Genomic DNA, 19,484 nt, shown 5'->3' on the forward strand with positions numbered 1-19,484 from the left:
TTATAGGCACAAATGTGTGTACAGGTTTCGGCGTGTCATGGTTGGTTTCTGCCGGCCCAGCCGGTTTGGATGCCGTTTCCGTCTTCCCAGCTGAAGTGGTTGCTGTAGGTTTCTGGGGCTTGCGATTCATCGCTTTCCATTGATGCGTTTTTGGTCCGTTGGGCCGGGTTGAGGTGTTCTGGTTTCACGAGGCTCCAGGGTTGTCTGGGGTGTTCGGTGAGGGATTCGAGGAGCCAGTCCACAGCGGTTCTGGCGTGCTCTTCGGGGAGTCCTCGATGCAGCCGTAAGAGCTCTTTGATCGCTTTGTTCGGTCCGCCTTCTAACGGGGATGTGGTCCGGTGAATTTTCTCGCCGGTGTCTGGTTGCAGGTCAGTGTCTAACCACGTGAATAAGCAGTGTTCTTGGATGAGGCGTCGATACACGTTCCGGGCTCGGCGTAAGCGTTGATGCGTGTACCACCAGTGACTGTTTCTCGAGACGCTTGAGGGGCGTTCCTGACCGGTTTTCGCTTTGGTTCGGTGCTTGAGGAACTCGTCCCATTTCGCCTCCCACGCGGCGTATTCACGCAACCACGCAATGGCTTCGTCTTGGGTGCTGACCTTCATCAAGACCCTCGTCAGGGCTGCGAGTTCTTTACCGGCTGGTAGCCGTGGCTGGAAGGTGAGCTCGCGACGGATGTTCTGGAACACATGAAAATAGCAGCGTTGAACTTTCGACTCCGGCCACGTTTCCTTCAACGCGGCACGTAGCCCGGTACCACCATCAATGATCGCCACCGCCGGTGCCGGGATCCGCTCGAGTAGGACTTGCCAGGCGATCTTTTTCTCTCGATCGCACCATTGCCAATCCACCACGTACTTGCCGTTATAGGCGATCAGCACGCACCACCCGTTGAAATAGGTGCCATCAAGCATGAGCTGATGATGCACTACGCCGGTGGGCACAGGCGGTGGAACCTCAACGCGCCAGCACCACTGAATACGCTTCCGGAAACCACGCGCTGAACCTGCCATGGCTGCCTGCGACTGAGTACCCAGGATCCATGTCAAGAACTGAGTCAGTTCGCTCTTACGAGTGACATCAGATCGTGAACGAACCTGCGAAGCACCACACGACTTGCACCGCCACCGAGCACGACCAGCCGAGGTCTTACCGTTCTTGACCAGAACACAATCACATACACCACAACGTGGCCGATGAGAAGCAACAGGCACCCCATATGCTTTCAAAGCATAAGCAGGACCCTACACGCCTACTCCCACAAGGCAAGCAAGCCTAATCTGTACACACATTCGTGCCTATAACCCGCGTTTTCTGCATGAAAACGGCGGGCCCGGAGTTGTGTTTTCCGAGCCCGCCGTCGGGTAAAGCTATGGAGTTGTTACTCGCGTAACGCCCACGGGTTTATTCGTAGGTGTTCTGCTTGGTTGCTGCGTCCGCGCCAACGCTGTAGTCGACTGGGGAGTCGTCAGTGTCAGCTTCAATGGCTGCAGGTGCTGGCTTGCTGCCGCCCTTGAGAGCTGCAAGGCGAGCTTCAATTTCGGTCTGCTCGCCAAGGTCCTCCAACGAGTTGAACTGAGCATCCAAGCTGGAAGCTGCAAGTTCGCTCGCACCGCGAACTCGTGCTTCTTCGCGACGGATCTTCTCTTCGAAGCGGCTGACTTCGCTGGAGGGGTCCAGGATGTCGATGCTCTTGATTGCGTCCTGAACCTGTGACTGAGCAGAAGCGGACTTCTGGCGGGCCACGAGTTCGTCGCGCTTGGACACGAGTTCCTGGCGCTTACTCTTCATGGCGTCGAGGCCGGACTTGAGCTTTGCAACGATCTCTTCCTGAGAAGCGATGGTTGGCTCTGCAGCCTTGGCTTCGCGTTCCGACTGCATCTGGCGCTGCAGGGCAACCTTCGCAAGGTTGTCGAACTTGTCAGCGTTTGCGGCGTCGTTGGCTGCACGGTATTCGTCAGCCTTCTTCGACGCGGCAAGAGCCTTGTTGCCCCATTCCTTGGCAGCGTCGATGTCCTCGCGGTAGTCCTCCTGGGACATGCGCAAGTTACCGATGGTCTGAGCCACTGCGGTCTCAGCTTCGGCGATGTTGTTCGTGTAGTCGCGAACCATCTGATCCAGCATCTTCTGTGGATCCTCAGCCTGATCAAGGATGGCGTTGATGTTTGCTCGCGCGAGTTGCGTGATACGTCCAAAAATTGACTGCTTTACCACGGTGTCACCTTTCAGTGGGTTTCCTTGGATGAATGCTGGCCGAGCCCGCGGTGCGGTGTGGCCGTCTTGGGGGTGTGGCCCCGGCTAGAAGCTTCCGCCTCCACCATCGCCGCCGAATCCTCCGCCTCCGCCGAAACCGCCGAAGCCCCCGCCTCCGCCGAAGCCGCCAAAGCCGCCACCGCCAAAGGAGTCGCCACCGGAGGAATGTCCTCCACCGGTGCCGCCACGGAGAATTGAGTCAATGAGGATGCCGCCCAAAATGGCGCCACCTAGACCATTGTTTCCAAATGGTCCGCCGTAGCCACCTCGACGACCGCCACCATAGCCGCCGCCGTCAAAATGGTCCACGTCGCTTTCTGCATCGCGTGCAGCCTCGTCTGCCAAGAAGGACGCCTGCTGGGCGTACGTCAAGGCTTGAACAGGGTCCACGCTGGAGAGCCGAACGGCTTCGTCGAGGTTTCGCTTCGCTTCCGCAAGACGAGTACGTGCGCTAGAGCCCACAGCCCCGCGGCGTGCCTTGACGAAGTCTTCCGTTCCGGAAATCTTTGATTGCGCTTGACGAATCGCGGTCTGCAATTGCGACGCCGCACGGGACGCCTGCTCTTGCTGGTTGCGGATTGAGGTCAGCGGTCCATCGAGTTCGGCATGAGCCTTTTCGATGGTGTCGAGTATGCCGACAGGATCAGTCTTGCCCGAGGCGTACTGTGCCTTCACTTGCTGCAGGGCTTGCTCAACGCGTGCCACGGGGCCAGCAAGCTCAGGGCTCTGCCCGTTATTCACGAGAGCCTTAGCCTGCGCCAAATCCTGCGCGGTGGACGAAATGGCTGCCTCAACATCTTGCTGTGCCTTATCCAGGTCACTGCCAGTGTGCTCGATGGCATCCAACAAAACGCCTGTCTGGTGAAGAGCTTCTTCTCCAGCACGGACGGCCAGAGCTGCTTCGCTTTGCGATCCTTCTGCGATCTTGCGTTCAGCCGTTTCAGCGGCATTCTCCACGAAGTCCAAGCGTTCCTTCGCTTGCGTGACGTTGTCCGTTACTTGAACCAGTGCAGACGGCGCATACTTCGCCGCAAGAGCGGACAGCGATGCTTCCGCGGTGGTGAGACGCTGCCGGTACGACGGCGCCTCGGCCTTCAGCGCCGCGATGGCTTCCGGAGCCTTATCCTCAAGTCTCCGGAGCGCTTCAAAGTCCGTGCGGTGCTCTTCGAGGGAAGCGTTGACGGCTTCGCAACGACGAATGATGTCGCCAAGCCAGGTGCGCTGCTGTTCCTCGGTGTCCGGGATGTGGTCATCGAGTTGCTGTTGCAGCTTGAAGGACTCGTTCATGTGCTGCTTGGCCGTGGCGATGTCCTCGGCGAAGACCTTGACGGAATCCTTGCCGTAGGAAGCTTCGGCAAATCCAAGCTCTTGTTCGCTCGAACGGATGGCATCGTCAGCTGCAATGAGCAGGCTGCCTGCCTTGGTCCGAAGTTCTTCAACAGACATTGCAGCGAGCGGATCAACGGGCTGTCCATCCTGCCCAGCCATTGGACCTTGCTGATTTTGAGCGTTTGGAAGCTTCTTGCGGCGAGAGAACATCACGGCGGCAATCACTCCAACGCCACCGGCGCCGATCAGCCACGGCAGCATTGAGCCGCCACTAGAAGAGTTGCTAGACGAGGAGCCTGAAGAACCCGTGGTACCGGAACCAGTGGAGGTACCACCGCTCTTGTCCGCATCGATGTATCCCTCGGTCGCGGCAACGGCTGCGCCGGACCAATCCAAAGTGCGTAGTCTTGGCTGCACGTTGTCGCGGTACACGGACTGGTCATAGGCCGAGAACGTTGAAGAGGAGTTGGAAACAAGACGCGCAACTCGCGACGTCACGGCGACAGCCAGGACGGAGTCCGAGGTTCCCATGCTCTTCTTCGTGGCGAGTTCTTCAACCCAGCCCTTGGCATCGGAGGGGGACGTGAACTCGTCGACATAGACCACAAAGAGGTTCTGTCCGGTTTCGTCCTGCATCTTCTTGATGGCTGAGCTGACCTCTGCCTCTTCGGAAGAGCTCAACACGTCAGCGGCGTCCACAACATACTTGCCAGGAGGAATCGTCACCGGAGGTTCTGCAAACGCAGCGGGCGCGGTGATGGCGCCGGCGATGAACAAGACACCGGCAACTCCTGCGGCACGGGAGGCTTTCAAACGCATGTGGAACCCTTCGTTGTGCTGAAGACACAAGCTTCTCGACTACAGTCTGCAAGCTCGTCTGATTAGAGTCTATGTTTTGAAAAACTCCTGAGTCCACCGCAACGCATGCGCCCAGAGCGAACTACAGAGCACCCCCATGTAACACTCAGAAAACACTCAGGACTCGCATGTGAGAGCCACAGACAGGGGTGGCAAAGTTGCACTCAGTTGAAAGCAGTTTGACGGTTTGAAAGGAACGGGACATGAACGAGTCCACGCCGCGAGATTCCAGCGGTTCACCCATCCCAGAAGTGCCGAATCGCGCACCAGGAGCAGGCTCTGCCTCTAACGATCAGTCCCTATCTGCTGATCGCTCGCAGGCCACGGAATCGATCCCGACCGCCGGACAGAGCGCTAGCGGAAATCCGACGTCTCCGATTCCTACTCAGGCTCCGAACTCTTCGCAGTACGGACAGCCTCAGTACGGTCAGCCGCAGTCTGCGCAGACTCAGTACGGTCAGCCGCAGTCTGCGCAGACTCAGTACGGTCAGCCGCAGTCTGCGCAGACTCAGTACGGTCAGCCGCAGTCTGCGCAGACTCAGTACGGTCAGACGCGGTACGGACAGAACTACTCTCAGGATGATCGTCCGAAGTATGGAGAGTACGGAGCGCAGCAGCCTTATGGCACGCAGCCGGATAACTCGAATGCAGCGTTCGTCCGTGAAGAGCAGCCACTCGTGGACTCCAAGGACTCGAAGGCCCGCCGTTTCACCGGTAAGTCGCTAGTCGGCGGCATGGTGCTGGCAGGTCTGTTGGGTGGCCTCGTAGGTGGCGGCGCCGTGGTTGGTGCTAACGCTCTATCCGGCAATTCCTTGCTATCTCCCGCGGCATCGCAGGTGTCGTCGACGGGTGGCAACGAGGCCGTCGTGATCAACAACCCGGAAAATGTCACGGCAGTGAGTGCAGCAGCCGCGAAGGCAAGCCCGAGCGTCGTGACGATTGACGTCGCGGGTGGTTCGTCCGGCGGCTCTGGTTCTGGCGTCATCCTTGACAAGGAAGGCCACATCCTCACCAACACCCACGTGGTGACACTTGGTGGCGAAGTATCTGACCCGCAGGTTAGCGTCCAGCTCTCCAACGGAAAGGTCTACGAGGCCAAGGTCGTTGGTACGGATCCACTTTCTGACCTAGCCGTCGTCAAGATTGATGCGCCTGACCTGACGCCTATTTCGATTGGCAAGTCGTCCGAACTGAACGTGGGCGATACCGCGGTGGCCATTGGCGCACCGCTGGGATTGAGCGGAACGGTCACGGACGGCATCGTCTCAACGATCAACCGCACCATTAGCGTGCAGTCCTCGGCGGTTCCCGAAACCACGGATTCCTCTTCGCAGGACAACAACGGTAATAGCCAGGACAACGGCAACGGCGATCAGTTCAACTTCAACATTCCTGGCGTCCCACAGCAGCAGACGCAGTCTCAGGGTTCTATTTACCTCAACGTGATCCAGACGGACGCCGCCATTAACCACGGCAACTCCGGCGGTGCCTTGGTGGACGTGAATGGCAACCTGATCGGTATCAACGTCGCCATCGCGTCCTCGAGCGGAAGCTCCTCAACCAGCAGCGACTCCGGCAGCATCGGCGTGGGCTTCGCCATCCCTGTTGACTACGCGAAGCGCGTGGCTGATGACATCATCGCCAACGGCTCGGCTACGCACGCGTTGATGGGCGTATCCGTCCAGGCCAAGTCTTCTGACGTAAATGAGAGCAACAACTCGTTCAGCGTTGGAGCCGAGGTCAAGGAAGTCACGAGCGGATCCGCTGCTGAAAAGGCAGGACTCAAGACTGGCGACGTGATCGTTGGCGTGGGGGACCGCGTGGTGAGTGACTCCCAGTCGCTGACCGCCGCCGTTCGCGAATACGCCAAGGGCGATTCTGCCGACGTGAAATTCACTCGCAACGGTCAAGAACAGACCGTCAAGGTGACGTTCGAGCAGACCACCGAAGCTAACTAATAACTGATTCGAGCGGGCTCGGGGATTCCCCGGGCCCGCTTTGTGGTGCTAGGGCTCTGCTGGGGCTACTAGCATTGATGGGAAGCTAATTTCATTTCATCTACCGAGAGGCAATCGTGGGTTCACCCAATCCCGTGCGCGTTCTTGCGCTCGTCAAGTATGTTCCGGACGCACAGTTTGATCGGCACATCGACCCCGCAACGCACCGTATGATTCGCGACGAAAGCATTCTGTCTGAGCTGGATGAATACGCGGTGGAAGCCGCCCTTCAGATGAAGGAATCCAGCGCGAGCGGTAGCACCGTCGTCGCTTTGACCGTTGGGCCGGAGCAGGCAGCGAACGCGGTCAAGAAGGCCCTCCAAATGGGTGCCGACGAAGGCATCCACATCACCGATTCCGCGATCCAGGGTTCTGACGCCTTGGCTACCTCGCGCGTTCTTGCCGCGGCCATCGAGAAGGCTGGCCCGTTCGACGCAGTGGTGACGGGACTTTCCTCCACGGACGCTGAAACTTCTTTGGTTCCTGCGCAACTCGCCGAGCGCCTCGGCTTGCCGTTGTTGTCCTTCGCGACGAGCGTCGAACTCAACGAATCCACCGTGCGCATTACCCGCGATGCAGATGCCGCAAGCTATGTGCTTGAAGCTGATTTCCCGCTGGTTCTCTCCGTGACTGATCAGGCCAACGAGCCGCGCTACCCGAACTTCAAGGGCATCATGGCTGCGAAGCGGAAGTCCATCGAGACCCTCACCCTGGCTGATCTTGGCCTGACTCCGGAGCAAGTGGGCGCGGCTGGTTCCAAGACCGTAGTGGTCGAGTCCGCAGAGCGTCCAGCTCGCGTGGGCGGCAACGTTATTACGGACGACGGCGAAGCCGGGTTGCGCTTGGCTGAATTCATTCTGGCCCAGAAAGTTCTCTAGGGGGTTTCTCACTCATGGCATTCTCATTGGTTTATCTCGAAGCTGTTGAAGTTCCACTTTCTGCCACCGCGTTGGAACTCATCGCTGGCGCAGCGCGCTTGGGTGATCCTGTGGCAGTCACCAATCATGCGGTAACGCCGGACGTTGTTGCGGCTCTTGGCGCAGCGGGCGTCTCCGGCGTCGTCGTTCCGGAAGGCGGAAACGAAGCCGCTCAACAGAACTTCCTCTCTTTCGAAACCGAACTCCTAGCGATTGCGCTCAGCGAGACGGAAGCCAGCGGCGTCGTACTTCCTAATTCCGTTAACGGTAAGGAAATTGCGGCCCGACTCGGCGCGAAACTCGAAGCCGGCGTCATCACCGACGCTATTGATATTGCAGCCGACGGCACGGTCACGAAGTCCGTTCTTGCCGGCGCGTACACCACGCAGGCACACGTCACGGAGGGTCCGCTGATCGTGACTCTCAAGGGCAATAGCGTGGAATTCGTGGCTCCTGCCACGGCCGAGGATCCAGACCTGCTGGAAATTCCTGTCGAGGACGTCAAGCCCGGTGCACGCATCGTAGAAGTTCGCGAAAAGGCCGAGAGCGGCCGCCCAGATCTCACCGCAGCGCGCATTGTGGTCTCCGGTGGACGCGGTGTGGATGGCGACTTCAGCCAGGTTGAAGAGCTGGCCGACGCCCTCGGTGCTGCCGTGGCTGCATCGCGCGCTGCCGTTGACGCTGGCTGGATTGGCCACGATCTTCAAGTGGGACAGACCGGTAAGACTGTCTCGCCACAGCTGTATGTGGCTGCAGGTATCTCGGGAGCCATTCAGCACAAGGCCGGAATGCAGACCTCAAAGGTGATTGTTGCCATCAACGATGACCCAGATTCGCCGATCTTTGAGATTGCCGATTTGGGCATTGTGGGAGACCTCAAGAACGTCTTGCCGCAGGCTGCTGCCGCACTCCGGGAACGCTCCTAGTGGCCGATCTTGATGTGCAGCTAGCGCCGCGTTTCGCCGACGGTGATGATTTTGGACTGACGACTGTTGTTGCTTTCGCCGCTCACCCTGACGACCTCGATTTTGGGGCCGCAGGAACCGTAGCGTTGCTGACGGCAGCCGGTATTCGCGTCGAGTATTGCATCGTCACCAACGGCGACGCCGGCGGGTTCGATGAGAGCCATCGTCCGGACATCGAGCAGATGCGCCAGGGCGAGCAGCGCGCGGCTGCCGCTCGTGTTGGCGTGGCGGATGTTCATTTCTTGGGGGAGCGCGACGGCTATGTGGCGCCCACCCTCGAGCTACAGCAGAAGATCGTTGCGCTATTGCGTAAGGTCCGTCCGCAGTTGGTGCTAGCGCACCATCCTGAACGCAACTGGTCCAACATTCAGAGCCAGCACCCGGATCACTTGTCCGTGGGTGAGGCTGTGGTGCGGGCTATCTATCCGGCACTCGAGAATCCTTTTGCGTTCCCCGAACTGCAAGCCGCAGGCCTCGAAGCGTACCGCTTGCGGGAGATGTGGCTCTTCGGTGGACCAGTAGAGCGAGAGAACCACTTCGTGGATGTCTCAAGCGTGCTCGACCTCAAGCGCGAAGCGTTGTTGGCACACTTGAGTCAGCATCCGGACCCGCAGCGCATGATGCAGTACGTCGAGGAAAAGCTTGCCGCCGTTGCTCAGCGCGGGAAGCAGCCCGAAGGCGCACTTTGCGAGTCATTCCATGCGGTGACGGTCAACGGAAATCAGACGATCGCCGGCTTCTAAGTTGGCTCTCTAGTTCGTCTGTCTGTTGCTGATGCTATTTCGGTGGTGGGAGGCGCCTTATGGGGCGTCGACCACCACGAGTGGCTCGCCTTCGGGAACGTCGAGTCCGCCGTCGGTCTCAAGCGAGAGCGAGAGATCATCAAGGGTGGAGAGGCTAAATACGCCAACCCACTGATCTGTCTTGTCATCCTTGAGCGCTGCGAGGCGTCGAATGGAGCCGTCCTTGTTGGACGCAGACCACTGGTAATCAAAACCTTCAGGAGCTGGCGGCAAGTCCGTCGCCTGAACAGCGATGCCGTCCTTAGACTGCGAGATCACCACGTTGACGTTGCCGCCGTTGGTGACGGTCTGGTTGGACTTTTGCGCGTCGTTCGCGTTGACGATTGCGCTCGAGTTGTCCTTGGGAGCCGTGACGGAGAACAGCACAAGGGCGCCCACAATGAGGATCGCCAACATGCCAGCAACGAGCATCCACTTTTTGACGGGACGCACGGCGGGCTGATCAGGGTGTTCGCTGAGCTCGTCTACAAGGTCCAAACCGAAGTCATCTTGCGAATTGTCCGTCTCTTCTTCCCCCTGATGGAAGTCATCTAGGCTCCGACCTTTAGGAAGGTTGGAAGAAGAGGAAGAATCGAAACTCATGTGAAAATCCTTGGCGAAATTCCGGCGAACGGACGTCTTTAGATGCACGCTGGGAACGGCGCTGGGTTGAGAGGCAACTAACGGGTTCAGCCTACCCCGCGGCCGTGAACCCTGCCTGCCGCCACGCTTCGTAGACCACAAGTGACGCACAATTCGCGAGGTTCAGCGAGCGCCGTCCTGGAAGCATGGGGATGTTCACGCGAGACGTGACGCGTGGATCCATGAGGTGCTCTTCATCCAGTCCCGTGGACTCCTTGCCGAACATCAAGATGTCGCTCGGCTTGTACTCGATGTCCGAATACCGCACGTCGCCTCGAGAAGAGAACGCGAAAAGTCGACCTTCTCCCAGTGCCTCCAGAGCCGCATCAAAGTTTGGGTGCACGGTCATGACGGCGAGGTCGTGGTAATCCAGACCGGCACGGCGCAACTTGCTGTCCTCAAAGTCGAAGCCCACTGGCTCAACGAGGTGTAGCTCGGCACCTGTCACGGCTGCCAAACGAATGGCGTTGCCTGTGTTGCCGGGAATTTCTGGGTTGACGAAGAGAATACGAAACACCCAGTCATCTTAGTCATGCATCGCGCGAATCAATCGTGCATACAGTCCCACATCCACCACATTGGGCTGAGGTCCGGAACCCAAGAACATCTTGAGTTCGCGGATGGCGTTCGCAGAGTTCGTGACTTCAAGCGGCGACGTGAACTCAGAATTACCGCGCCGCACTTCGTCGATCACCGGCTCGAACGGGGAATTGTTGGGCGTCAACACGATCGCGAAGCCCATCACGTTGAGTTCGGGAAAGACTGACTGCATGAGACGCACCGAGTCAATCAATCTCGGCGGCTCAATCACGCGTCCGTCGCGACGCAGCGTCTGCCCGTCCCATTGATAGACGCCCTCTGGCAACATCATGGAGTCGATGAGCGCCAAGCGGTATCCCGCCAAGACAGCGTGATCAATGTAGCCACGACCGTGAGGAGTGTGCAGCCCGTTCACGAGTCGCGCCGAGGGGAAGCCTTCCAAGATATTGCTCATGAGCATCTTGATGACCCGCGCTTCGCGTTCAAGCCGCTGCCGCTGTGAGAACAGACCGCGCTTGCGAGGTACCCCGTAGACGCGCTGCATCGCTTGGGCCTTCGTCAGCTCCGAATACTGGCCGTCCACAAAGGGCGGCACGAAAATAGCCGGATCGCTCGCGCGGGCTTTGCCGTGTCCAGAGCCAGTGGAGCCGCTACCGTCCGTCTGCCAAAACCGCGTGGAACCGTTCGAGGAAGCGTTAGCCGAGCCCGCGGCGTCGTACGGGGAAGAAGTACGAGGCTGTCCCGCAGGCCGCGTGGATCCGAAGCTGCGGTCATAGCTGGCGCGCGCGGAAGAATCAGAAAGTACCTCGAAAGCGCGGCGGACTTGATCAAATTCGGCTGAGTTTCCGCCGAGATCAGGGTGGGTCTCGCGGACCTTGCGGCGATAGGCGCTCTTGATTTCGGAGTCCGAAGCCGTCACGGACACACCCAGAACGCGATAGTGGCTGAGGGCTTCACTCATCGATCGGCCTCCTTAAAGTCCAAGTCACGAGGCGTCTTCTCGCGGCGCGAGCGCGTGAAAATCATATCGATACCGCCCGAATATCGTACGCTCTGGTCATGAACTCGCCCTCCACGCCGCCGCAAACGCGCCCGCACGTGATCGTGACGGGGAATCGGCCGCACTTCGTGAACAGTTTTGTGGAGCATTTGAGCGGTGAGCTGCCGGACCATGACGTCGTGTGTTTGATGGCGGGATCCGCCGCTGAGGTGGAGCGCGCCTTGCTGGTCGCCGTCCCGAAGGAACACAACATTTCTGCGTTGGTGGTCATTGGTGGCGACGGAATGGTCCATATTGGTGCCAACGTTTTGGCAGGCGGTGCGGTTCCGCTGAACATTCCGCTCGCGATTGTGCCGGCCGGTAGCGGCAACGACTTTGTGCGGTCCGCGGGGACGCACGCCCCCAAGCGCGAGCGGCTTCAGATGGGTGCCATGGCTGCCCGCATCGCTGCAAGTATTCGCGAATCGCGGGTGCGGCACGTGGATGCGATTCGCGTGACCGGCGACTGGGGGAGCCGAATTGTCATGGGGATCGCGAGCGTGGGGGTCGACGCGGTCATCAATCGGCATGCAAATTCGCTGAGGTTTCCGCCCGGGCAATCGAAGTATCTGGCCGCGCTCGCTCGCGAATGGCGCAGCCTGAAGCCGCATGCGTATCGCTTCGACGTAACGGACGCGAACGGTTCAGTCCGTTCAGGGCGTACGACGGCGTGGCTCGCCTCGGTGGCGAACAGCCAGTATCTTGGGGGTGGGATGAAGATTGTCCCCGATGCCGCACTCGATGATGGGCTGCTGGACTTTTGCATCATCCGACCACTCAGCTGGCTGGAATTCGCGCGGCTCTTTCCGCTGATCTTCTCCGGAAAGCACGCGTGTCATGGGGCCGTGACGATTGAGCGCGTGACCAAGGTGGTTCTCGAAACCGCGGACATCACGGCGTACGGTGACGGCGAAGAACTGGGTCCTACGCCCGTGAGAGTGGAAGTGCTTCCGGGCGCGGTCTCGCTGCTGTACTAGTGCTGCCGCTCTCGGAATCGGCTTTTGCGGTTCTGGCCTTGCGGTTCTGGCCTTGCGGTTCAGGCCTTGCGGTATTCGGCGAGTAGTTCGCCGTGATGCTCCAGAAGGTTGTGGAGCGTCATTTGACGCAGGGCGTTGCCTTCGGTTGGTCCCTCTCCGCCGATTCGCTTCTCGCCGGGACCGGCAGTCTTGGGTGCGATGGTGACGCAGAGAGAGTCCACGAGATTGGCGCGCTGGAAGTCGCCGAAAACGGTGGGTCCACCTTCGGAATGGATGTTGCGGTACCCGCGCGCCACGAGGTCTTTGACGACGAGCGCTGGTTCCACACTGTCACGACCAGCAATCACGACCTCCGCGACGGCGGAGAGCTTTTCACGTGCCTCAGGCGAGGACGTTTCCGCCGTGTAGACGATAGGGGTGGTGGGCGCTTGGGCGAAGAATTGGTCGCTCGGTTCCAGATGAAGTCCACCGGAAATAAGCGCTACGGGAAGTACTTGCGAGAGCCCGTTCTGCTCGCGCCAAGTCTTGTCTTCGGCGCTGAGGAGATCGCCCTCGTAGCCTTCGGCGCGAACCGTTCCAGCTCCCATCACTAGCACATGGGCATGCAGACGCAGCAGTTGGAACATGCGCTTATCGCCCTCGCCGCCGATCTCTCCGGACACTCCGCGGTGGGTGGCTCCGCCGTCAGCAGTCATGACGAAGTTGAAGCGAACGAAGGCTTGCGACTCGTCGCTCGGGGGAGCGTAGAGCCCCAGGATGTCCTCATCGGTGAGTTCGGGCTGATGAGTCGCCGAAGGCGTCAAAAGATTCCGCATGGCTGAGTCCTATCTGTCGATGCAACTGGTTGCTTTTGCTACTAACTGTTGAAGTCTTACAGTTCTTGCTCGGCGGCGTCGTCGGTTTTGGGGGTGAGATCGGCGGGATCGTTCAGATCGCCCATGTTGTGTTTGAGCATGACGGGTTCACGCCAGCCCATGGCGACTTCGAGCAAGCGCATGGCTTTGACCGATTCTTTGGCGTCATGCATGCGCACCACGCGGGCGCCGTTCATGGCGCTCATGGTGGCGGCCGCAATGGAAGCGGACTGCCGCTCGAACTTCGGCACGCCAATCGCTTCGCCAATGAAGTCTTTGTTGCTCACCGCGGCAAGGCCCGGGAATCCCAGCTTCGCGATATCGGCGTAGCGGCGCGTGATCTCGAGAGAATGCAAGGTGTTCTTATTCAGGTCGTGGCCTGGATCGATCAAGATCTTGTCAGCCGCTACGCCCTCGTTGAGCGCCCACTCGATTCGCACCGCAAGGAAATCGCGAACGGAAGCGACGACGTCGTCGTACTGAGGTTTCGGGAAAACAGTCCGCGGCGCGGCAAGGGAGTGAGTGATCACAATGTGCGCGCCATGCTCGGCGACAACGGATAGCAAGTCAGGGTCGCTCAGGCCCGTGGTGTCATTCACGACGTTCGCGCCCGCACGAAGGGCCGCATCTGCGACCTTGGCGCTGAAAGTATCCGCCGACAGGATCACGTCCGAGGCTTCGCGTACCGCCTGGATGACTGGAACCACGCGATCGGCTTCCTCTTGCCACGGCAGCTCGGGGCCGGGGGAGAAAGGAACGCCGCCGATGTCCACCCAGTCCGCCCCGTGCGAAGCAGCCGCGAGTGACGCCTCCACGGCACGATCCAATGCAAACGTGGCCCCGGAATCGAAGAAGGAATCCTTCGTCCTATTGACCACGGCCATGACCGCGATGCGGCGCGAAAAGTCGATGCTGCGGGCGCTGTTGGTGTGCAGATTTGTGAACGTATGAAGGGGCGCCCGGAACTCTGGCTCGAACATGAAAGGCTTACTCTCGCTCTCTGGAGGGGACCACCCGCAGTTTACTTTGGCAACCCGCGTAAAATGGTCAGAAATGATGTCTTCTTCCTTTAATCCCCCCATTTACCTCGACCACGCGGCGACCACCACCATGACGCCGGCTGCGCTCGAGGCGATGACGCGCGAATTGGCCGTGACCGGCAACCCGTCCTCGCTGCACACGTCGGGCCGTCGCGGACACCGAGTGGTGGAAGAAGCTCGTGAGAAGTTGGCACGAGCCGTCGGCGCGCACGCCACCGAAATCATCTTCACCTCAGGGGGAACGGAAGCGGACAACCTCGCACTCAAGGGCCTGTACTGGACCCGGCTTGCCGAGGATCCGCAGCGCAACCGCATCTTGCTGACCGGCGTGGAGCATCATGCCGTACTGGATACGGCCGAGTGGCTCGAAGCGCACGAAGGCGCAGAGCTCAACGTCATTCCCGTGGACGCGGACGGCAAGATTGACCTTGCTGCACTGGAAGCGGCATTGGCTGAGTCGCCAGAAACTATTTCGCTCGTGACGCTCATGTGGGCGAACAACGAGGTGGGCACCGTGGAACCCGTTGCTGAGGTGGCGGCGCTCGCAGCAAAGTACGGAATCCCTATGCACACGGATGCTGTGCAGGCCTTTGGTTCTGTGCCAGTGTCCTTCGCGGATTCTGGCGTGGCCACGATGGCCATTTCCGCGCACAAGATCGGTGGGCCGGTGGGCATCGGTGCGCTCGTAGTGCGCCGCGATGTGAAACTCACTCCCGTCCAGCATGGCGGCGGGCATGAACGGTCTTTGCGTTCCGGCACCCTCAATGCGGCAGCCGCTGTGAGCTTTTCCGTGGCGGCAGAGGAAGCTGTCAAGCAACTCGACGCCGAGTATGGGCGCATCGCCACTCTGCGTGACGCTTTGATCACAGGCATCGAGGAACGCGTTCCCGAAGCTACCCTCAACGGTCCTCGCGATGCCGAGCACACGGGGGAGCGGCTTCCCGGCAACGTCCACTTCACCTTCCCAGGGTGCGAAGGTGACACGCTCTTGTTCTTGCTGGACACCTTGGGTCTGCAGACGTCAACGGGCTCTGCGTGCACTGCGGGCGTGGCACGGGCGAGCCACGTTTTGGTGGCCATGGGGCGCAGTGATGACGATGCACGCAGCGTGCAACGCATCACGTTGGGGCATACTTCTGGCCCGCAAGACGTTGAAGCAGTGTTGAGCGTCATTAATGACGTGTACACGCGCTCGAAAGCGGCCGGGATGGCCGCCGGTAATCGGTAATCGATAACAAAGAATTTCAACAGGTAGGTAGTGCGGTTCCTGAATCAGAACGGGACGCACTAGAGAGGTTTTCATGAAGGTATTGGCAGCGATGAGCGGTGGAGTGGACTCCGCCGTTGCAGCAGCACGCGCCGTGGAGGCTGGCCACGAAGTGGTGGGCGTTCACTTGGCGCTCTCACGTATGCCTGGCACCTTGAGAACCGGTAGCCGTGGTTGTTGCACTATTGAGGACTCCAACGACGCTTGGCGCGCTTGCGACAAGCTCGGGATCCCGTTCTACGTTTGGGACTTCTCGGAGCGATTCGCGGAGGAAGTCGTCGATGACTTTGTCTCCGAATACGCGGCCGGACGCACCCCAAACCCCTGCATGCGCTGCAACGAGCGCATCAAGTTTGCTGCCCTTTTGGACCGTGCTCTCGCGCTCGGTTTCGACGCCGTGGTTACCGGCCACTACGCCAAGGTCGTCGATGACGCAGACGGCAACAAGGAACTGCACCGCGCCGCTGACTGGGCGAAGGACCAGTCCTACGTGCTGGGCGTTTTGACCCACGAACAGCTCAAGCACGCGTTCTTCCCGCTCGCAGACACGCCATCCAAGGCTGAGGTCCGTGCGGAGGCAGAGCGACGGGGACTCTCGGTGGCCCAAAAGCCTGATAGCCACGACATTTGCTTCATCCCGGATGGCGATACTCGCGGCTGGCTCGCCGAGCGCATCGACATGAACCCGGGCCGGATTGTGGATCACGAAGGCAACGACCTCGGCGAACACCCTGGCTTCGAAGCTTTCACTGTGGGCCAGCGCAAGGGTCTCGCCATTTCGCGCCCAGCCCCAGACGGACGTCCGCGCTTTGTGCTTCAGGTTCGCCCGAAGGAAAACAAGGTTGTGGTGGGACCTAAGGATCTCTTGAAGGTAGACCGACTCGAAGGCATCAAGGTGTCTTGGGCCGGCGTTCCCATCAAGGAAGTTGCCGCGGGCGAAGACTTTGAGTGTACGGTTCAGGTGCGCGCGCACGCTGATCCAGTGGCTGCCACCGCTCGCATCGCCGAGGACGGCAAGTTGCTTGCTGACCTCAACGAGGCGTTGGGCGGCGTAGCGCCGGGCCAGACCATGGTGTTGTACCAAGGCACGCGCGTTCTAGGCCAGGCAACCATCGACGCTGCTTACTCTCACGCGTGGGATCCGTCGAAGGTCTAACCCTCGTTCCACGGGTACCTTTCGTTACGAAGCGGTGCAGAAAGTCGAAGACTGCCAGCTCGTGTCTATAAACTGCAACGCATGAGTATTGAGGACCAGACCACAATTCCTAGCGAGCAATTCGATCCTCACGCATCGTCGTTGAATGGCTCGGTTGATCCGGCCGTGCTTGATGAGTTGTTTGCGATCCGCGGAAGCATCGACAATTTCGATGCCACGCTCGTGTATTTGTTGGCAGAACGTTTCAAGGCCACGCAGCGCGTGGGCTACCTCAAGGCTCGTCACCAGCTCCCAGCGAGCGATCCAAACCGTGAAAAAGCGCAGATTGAGCGCCTTCGCCGACTCGCTATCGAGGCGCACCTGGATCCGGTATTCGCTGAAAAGTTCTTGAACTTCATCATCAGCGAGGTCATTCACCACCACCAGGTGATCTCGGAAGAGCACGCGCAGGAGCCTGATGCCCGAGCGTGAGCTCAAAGCCAGCATTCTTGGCTCCATGCCAGGTACGGATCCGTTGGAAACAGCGCGAACCGTTCTGGGTGAACTAGGGGATCCGCACCTGCCCGCGCTGACGGAGTTGCCGCAACGCGGTGCTACCTATGAAACGCTCGGCCGCACGGTGTCCCTTTTGGATGGCCTCTCCGCTGACATGCAGTCGTTCGGGTGGCGACTCACGGATACTCCGGGCAAGGATTTCCGTGCCGCCGTCTCCGGCCGGAACTCTGACGTAGGCATTTTTGCCGACGTCATCGGCACCATGGAAGAGCGCCCTTCGACGCTCAAAATCCAATTGCTCGGTCCGCTGACCCTTGCCGCGAACCTTCACTTGCATTTGGGCGAGAAGGCTATTTCGGACCCCGGCGCGCTCCGCGACATCTCGCAATCCCTCGCATTGGGCACCGCTGAATTTGTGCGCAACGTGCGCCGCGCGACGGGCGTGAGCAGCGTCGTCGTCATGGTGTCAGAACCGCAAGCGGACGCGGCTCTCGCCGGCGCCATCCCCACCGTGAGCGGCTACCGCACGCTGCGCGCCGTCAAGCCCGCGGATGCGTTGCGGCTGTGGACGGACCTCGTTGGTGAGATTAAGGACGACGACGCAGCTTCCGTCGTTCTGAATCTTGCGGACCACGAGGGTCGCTTGGGCCAAGCCCATTCCGAAGCGATGGGACGAGTCAAGGAAATTGACGCTGACGGCTGGTACGTCAACGCTGTCAAACATCAGTCCAGCATGCGCGCGTGGGAGAGCGTTGCGGCGCTCATTGAAGCGGATCGCGACGTGTGGCTGGGTGCTTTTGATGAGGCCTCTGTTGCCAGCCAGGTTGCTGGGCAGAAGCCGGAATCGGTAGCTGTGACTTTTGATCGCATCGTCAGCCCGTGGCGCAGCGTTGGACTTTCGTTTGAGCAATTGCACCAGACCGTCTTGGTGCCCACTTCGGGGCTAGAACGACTATCGCCCGAGCACGCTAGGCGCGCACTCGGGCGATTGACGGATCTGGTGGACGCCGGGCGTCAGCGCATCGTCGACGCTTGAGCCGTGGAACCGGGGATCTCAGGTTGCTGACCTGAAGCGCTCTCGTTGGCGATGGTGACATGCAATTGTTCGTGACGAAACCGCAAGTCCAGGTACAACAGGGACGCCACGATGGCCATCACGATCGCGGACAGCGCACTCGTTATTCCTGACATGATGCCAAGACCCCATGACGCGCCCATGAGGCTTTGCCGCAGTTGCTCAAATTCAACGGGCGTGCCCTGCTCGCCGACACCTAGGCTGTCGGCAGTGCCCATGGGAGTGAAGGTCTGAAATGGCGCTGAGACAATGCTGACGGCGATCGACGTAATGATCCCCATGAGCAAGAGGATGCCAAGCACGCGCCAAAAGTTGAATCGCGTCAGTTCCCAAGACCGGCCCAAAGCGCGGAGTGGTCCAACGCTTTCAATCGCAGCTGCTTGAGGAGCGGCGAACAGCTTGACGGTGATCAAAGCCCCGGCAATCGCGACGATCGGAATCAAGAAGAAGAACGGCACAAACATCGAGACCAGCAGACTCGAGCCGGTGAGTACGGAGTTGAACATGGCGACGGCCGTGGCTGCGAAGACCACGATGACTGCAACGTAGAGCAGGGAGACAATGCCTGCCAGTCCCATCAATCCGCCCAACTTGCGGCTAGCCAAACGGACGGCCTGAGTAAAGGACGTCTTCTGGCCTGCTATGCCGCGGGCAACGCTGACAGAGACCATGCCGTAGCAAAAAACTGTCAGGAATGTCCCCACGACGGTGATGAGAGACAACACCAAGCCTAGAGACCAAAACGAGTTGATGAAGGCCGGCGGGAACAGCTGCTGAAGATCGCTGGGGGAGTCGATCGTGTAGGAGTCTGCAGTGTTGATTCCTTCAAGGATCGGTAAGACGTTGTGCGTCATCCAATAAAAGAAATAGCGCACGCCTGCTACGGACATAATGACGTTGACAATCAACAGCGGGATGACCAGCGCTAACGGCGCGTACTTGAAGGACTTGAACGTGCCTTCGAAAATGTCGCCCAGGCTTAACGGTCGCAGTCCGACGGACCCTGGTTTCGCTACGGGGGCCGAAGGTTGGTAATACGGGGCGCCGGGGATGTTCCCGGGAGGGCCGTACTGACCATAGTTCTGGGCGTTGCCGGACGCGGACTGTCCCCACCCTTGCTGTGGCGGATGACGCCATCCCTCGGCGGGCTGTTGTGGATCATTAGGATCATTCGGTGTTTGCGACATCCTGCATTCCTCTCGTGACTAATCTCAGACTAGGGGAGAATCACGCGGGGTTCTTCATCATTGATGATGATCTGACTCCTATACTGGATGGGATGCAGTCATTGACTGCTG

Annotated in this window: 18 protein-coding genes; 9 read left to right on the top strand and 9 right to left on the bottom strand. The window is 59.6% G+C overall.

The window, feature by feature from the left end; translation table 11 throughout:
• Nucleotides 1-35 precede the first annotated feature (35 nt).
• The 3 genes from BKA12_RS01535 to BKA12_RS01545 all read right to left on the bottom strand — a co-directional run bounded on the left by BKA12_RS01535 (nt 36) and on the right by BKA12_RS01545 (nt 4,401).
• A complete protein-coding gene (locus BKA12_RS01535) occupies nt 36-1,214 on the bottom strand; it encodes an IS1249 family transposase (protein ID WP_183639794.1) in 1,179 nt (392 codons plus the stop codon).
• Nucleotides 1,215-1,404: 190 nt separating this feature from the next.
• Nucleotides 1,405-2,214 carry a PspA/IM30 family protein gene (locus BKA12_RS01540; protein WP_183640162.1) on the bottom strand — a complete coding sequence of 270 codons (810 nt, stop codon included), beginning with the start codon at nt 2,212-2,214 and terminating at the stop codon, nt 1,405-1,407.
• A gap of 84 nt (nt 2,215-2,298) precedes the next feature.
• Nucleotides 2,299-4,401, bottom strand: coding sequence for a TPM domain-containing protein (locus BKA12_RS01545; RefSeq protein ID WP_183640164.1), 2,103 nt, complete (start codon nt 4,399-4,401; stop codon nt 2,299-2,301).
• Nucleotides 4,402-4,643: 242 nt separating this feature from the next.
• Here BKA12_RS01545 and BKA12_RS01550 point away from each other — a divergent pair, with 242 nt between their 5' ends.
• From BKA12_RS01550 to BKA12_RS01565, 4 genes are all read left to right on the top strand, one after another.
• A complete protein-coding gene (locus BKA12_RS01550; protein WP_183640165.1) occupies nt 4,644-6,398 on the top strand; it encodes a S1C family serine protease in 1,755 nt (584 codons plus the stop codon).
• Nucleotides 6,399-6,532: 134 nt separating this feature from the next.
• Complete coding sequence (locus BKA12_RS01555; RefSeq protein ID WP_183644383.1) at nt 6,533-7,315, top strand: electron transfer flavoprotein subunit beta/FixA family protein; 783 nt, start codon at nt 6,533-6,535, stop codon at nt 7,313-7,315.
• 14 nt (nt 7,316-7,329) lie between these two features.
• Complete coding sequence (locus tag BKA12_RS01560; protein WP_183640167.1) at nt 7,330-8,280, top strand: electron transfer flavoprotein subunit alpha/FixB family protein; 951 nt, start codon at nt 7,330-7,332, stop codon at nt 8,278-8,280.
• Nucleotides 8,280-9,062 (top strand): PIG-L deacetylase family protein, encoded by a 783-nt coding sequence (locus BKA12_RS01565; protein ID WP_338087390.1) that lies wholly within the window; start codon nt 8,280-8,282, stop codon nt 9,060-9,062. Before BKA12_RS01560 ends, BKA12_RS01565 begins: the two co-directional genes overlap by 1 nt.
• Before the next feature lie 57 nt (nt 9,063-9,119).
• On the opposite strand, the gene BKA12_RS01570 is transcribed toward BKA12_RS01565, so the two are convergent.
• The 3 genes from BKA12_RS01570 to BKA12_RS01580 all read right to left on the bottom strand — a co-directional run bounded on the left by BKA12_RS01570 (nt 9,120) and on the right by BKA12_RS01580 (nt 11,244).
• On the bottom strand, nt 9,120-9,704 hold the full coding sequence (locus BKA12_RS01570; RefSeq protein WP_183640168.1) for an anti-sigma factor: 585 nt from the start codon (nt 9,702-9,704) through the stop codon (nt 9,120-9,122).
• A gap of 91 nt (nt 9,705-9,795) precedes the next feature.
• Entirely contained in the window at nt 9,796-10,260 is a 465-nt protein-coding gene (locus BKA12_RS01575; protein WP_183640170.1) for a TrmH family RNA methyltransferase, read from the bottom strand.
• Between the two features lie 9 nt (nt 10,261-10,269).
• Nucleotides 10,270-11,244 carry a J domain-containing protein gene (locus tag BKA12_RS01580; protein WP_183640172.1) on the bottom strand — a complete coding sequence of 325 codons (975 nt, stop codon included), beginning with the start codon at nt 11,242-11,244 and terminating at the stop codon, nt 10,270-10,272.
• A gap of 98 nt (nt 11,245-11,342) precedes the next feature.
• Here BKA12_RS01580 and BKA12_RS01585 point away from each other — a divergent pair, with 98 nt between their 5' ends.
• A complete protein-coding gene (locus BKA12_RS01585) occupies nt 11,343-12,299 on the top strand; it encodes a diacylglycerol/lipid kinase family protein (protein ID WP_183640173.1) in 957 nt (318 codons plus the stop codon).
• 59 nt (nt 12,300-12,358) lie between these two features.
• Here the strand turns inward: BKA12_RS01585 and BKA12_RS01590 are convergent, their stop codons facing one another.
• A complete protein-coding gene (locus BKA12_RS01590; RefSeq protein ID WP_183640175.1) occupies nt 12,359-13,114 on the bottom strand; it encodes a dihydrofolate reductase family protein in 756 nt (251 codons plus the stop codon).
• Nucleotides 13,115-13,170: 56 nt separating this feature from the next.
• Complete coding sequence (gene folP / locus BKA12_RS01595) at nt 13,171-14,133, bottom strand: dihydropteroate synthase (RefSeq protein WP_183640177.1); 963 nt, start codon at nt 14,131-14,133, stop codon at nt 13,171-13,173.
• 73 nt (nt 14,134-14,206) lie between these two features.
• On the opposite strand from folP, the gene BKA12_RS01600 reads away from it, so the two are divergent.
• The 4 genes from BKA12_RS01600 (at nt 14,207) to BKA12_RS01615 (ending at nt 18,147) form a co-directional block, all read left to right on the top strand.
• Nucleotides 14,207-15,421, top strand: coding sequence for a cysteine desulfurase family protein (locus BKA12_RS01600; RefSeq protein ID WP_420826503.1), 1,215 nt, complete (start codon nt 14,207-14,209; stop codon nt 15,419-15,421).
• 73 nt (nt 15,422-15,494) lie between these two features.
• Nucleotides 15,495-16,616 carry a tRNA 2-thiouridine(34) synthase MnmA gene (gene mnmA / locus BKA12_RS01605; RefSeq protein ID WP_183640178.1) on the top strand — a complete coding sequence of 374 codons (1,122 nt, stop codon included), beginning with the start codon at nt 15,495-15,497 and terminating at the stop codon, nt 16,614-16,616.
• 81 nt (nt 16,617-16,697) lie between these two features.
• Nucleotides 16,698-17,087: a chorismate mutase gene (locus BKA12_RS01610; RefSeq protein WP_183640180.1), complete on the top strand. Its 390-nt coding sequence runs from the start codon at nt 16,698-16,700 to the stop codon at nt 17,085-17,087.
• A complete protein-coding gene (locus BKA12_RS01615) occupies nt 17,074-18,147 on the top strand; it encodes a uroporphyrinogen decarboxylase/cobalamine-independent methonine synthase family protein (RefSeq protein WP_183640182.1) in 1,074 nt (357 codons plus the stop codon). The genes BKA12_RS01610 and BKA12_RS01615 overlap by 14 nt, the downstream gene beginning before the upstream one ends.
• On the opposite strand, the gene BKA12_RS01620 is transcribed toward BKA12_RS01615, so the two are convergent.
• Complete coding sequence (locus BKA12_RS01620) at nt 18,126-19,373, bottom strand: DUF7847 domain-containing protein (protein WP_183640183.1); 1,248 nt, start codon at nt 19,371-19,373, stop codon at nt 18,126-18,128. The genes BKA12_RS01615 and BKA12_RS01620 overlap by 22 nt on opposite strands.
• Between the last annotated feature and the right edge of the window lie 111 nt (nt 19,374-19,484).

Origin of the sequence: Neomicrococcus lactis, from assembly GCF_014200305.1 — a bacterium.
In the GTDB taxonomy this organism is placed as follows: domain Bacteria; phylum Actinomycetota; class Actinomycetes; order Actinomycetales; family Micrococcaceae; genus Neomicrococcus; species Neomicrococcus lactis.

Coding starts and splice junctions, on each gene's coding strand:
- BKA12_RS01545 (WP_183640164.1), bottom strand. CDS start 4,401: ATGCGTTTGAAAGCCTCCCGTGCCGCAGGAGTTGCCGGTGTCTTGTTC.
- BKA12_RS01615 (WP_183640182.1), top strand. CDS start 17,074: ATGCCCGAGCGTGAGCTCAAAGCCAGCATTCTTGGCTCCATGCCAGGT.
- BKA12_RS01560 (WP_183640167.1), top strand. CDS start 7,330: ATGGCATTCTCATTGGTTTATCTCGAAGCTGTTGAAGTTCCACTTTCT.
- BKA12_RS01590 (WP_183640175.1), bottom strand. CDS start 13,114: ATGCGGAATCTTTTGACGCCTTCGGCGACTCATCAGCCCGAACTCACC.
- BKA12_RS01550 (WP_183640165.1), top strand. CDS start 4,644: ATGAACGAGTCCACGCCGCGAGATTCCAGCGGTTCACCCATCCCAGAA.
- mnmA (WP_183640178.1), top strand. CDS start 15,495: ATGAAGGTATTGGCAGCGATGAGCGGTGGAGTGGACTCCGCCGTTGCA.
- folP (WP_183640177.1), bottom strand. CDS start 14,133: ATGTTCGAGCCAGAGTTCCGGGCGCCCCTTCATACGTTCACAAATCTG.
- BKA12_RS01600 (WP_420826503.1), top strand. CDS start 14,207: ATGATGTCTTCTTCCTTTAATCCCCCCATTTACCTCGACCACGCGGCG.
- BKA12_RS01570 (WP_183640168.1), bottom strand. CDS start 9,704: ATGAGTTTCGATTCTTCCTCTTCTTCCAACCTTCCTAAAGGTCGGAGC.
- BKA12_RS01580 (WP_183640172.1), bottom strand. CDS start 11,244: ATGAGTGAAGCCCTCAGCCACTATCGCGTTCTGGGTGTGTCCGTGACG.
- BKA12_RS01610 (WP_183640180.1), top strand. CDS start 16,698: ATGAGTATTGAGGACCAGACCACAATTCCTAGCGAGCAATTCGATCCT.
- BKA12_RS01620 (WP_183640183.1), bottom strand. CDS start 19,373: ATGTCGCAAACACCGAATGATCCTAATGATCCACAACAGCCCGCCGAG.
- BKA12_RS01585 (WP_183640173.1), top strand. CDS start 11,343: ATGAACTCGCCCTCCACGCCGCCGCAAACGCGCCCGCACGTGATCGTG.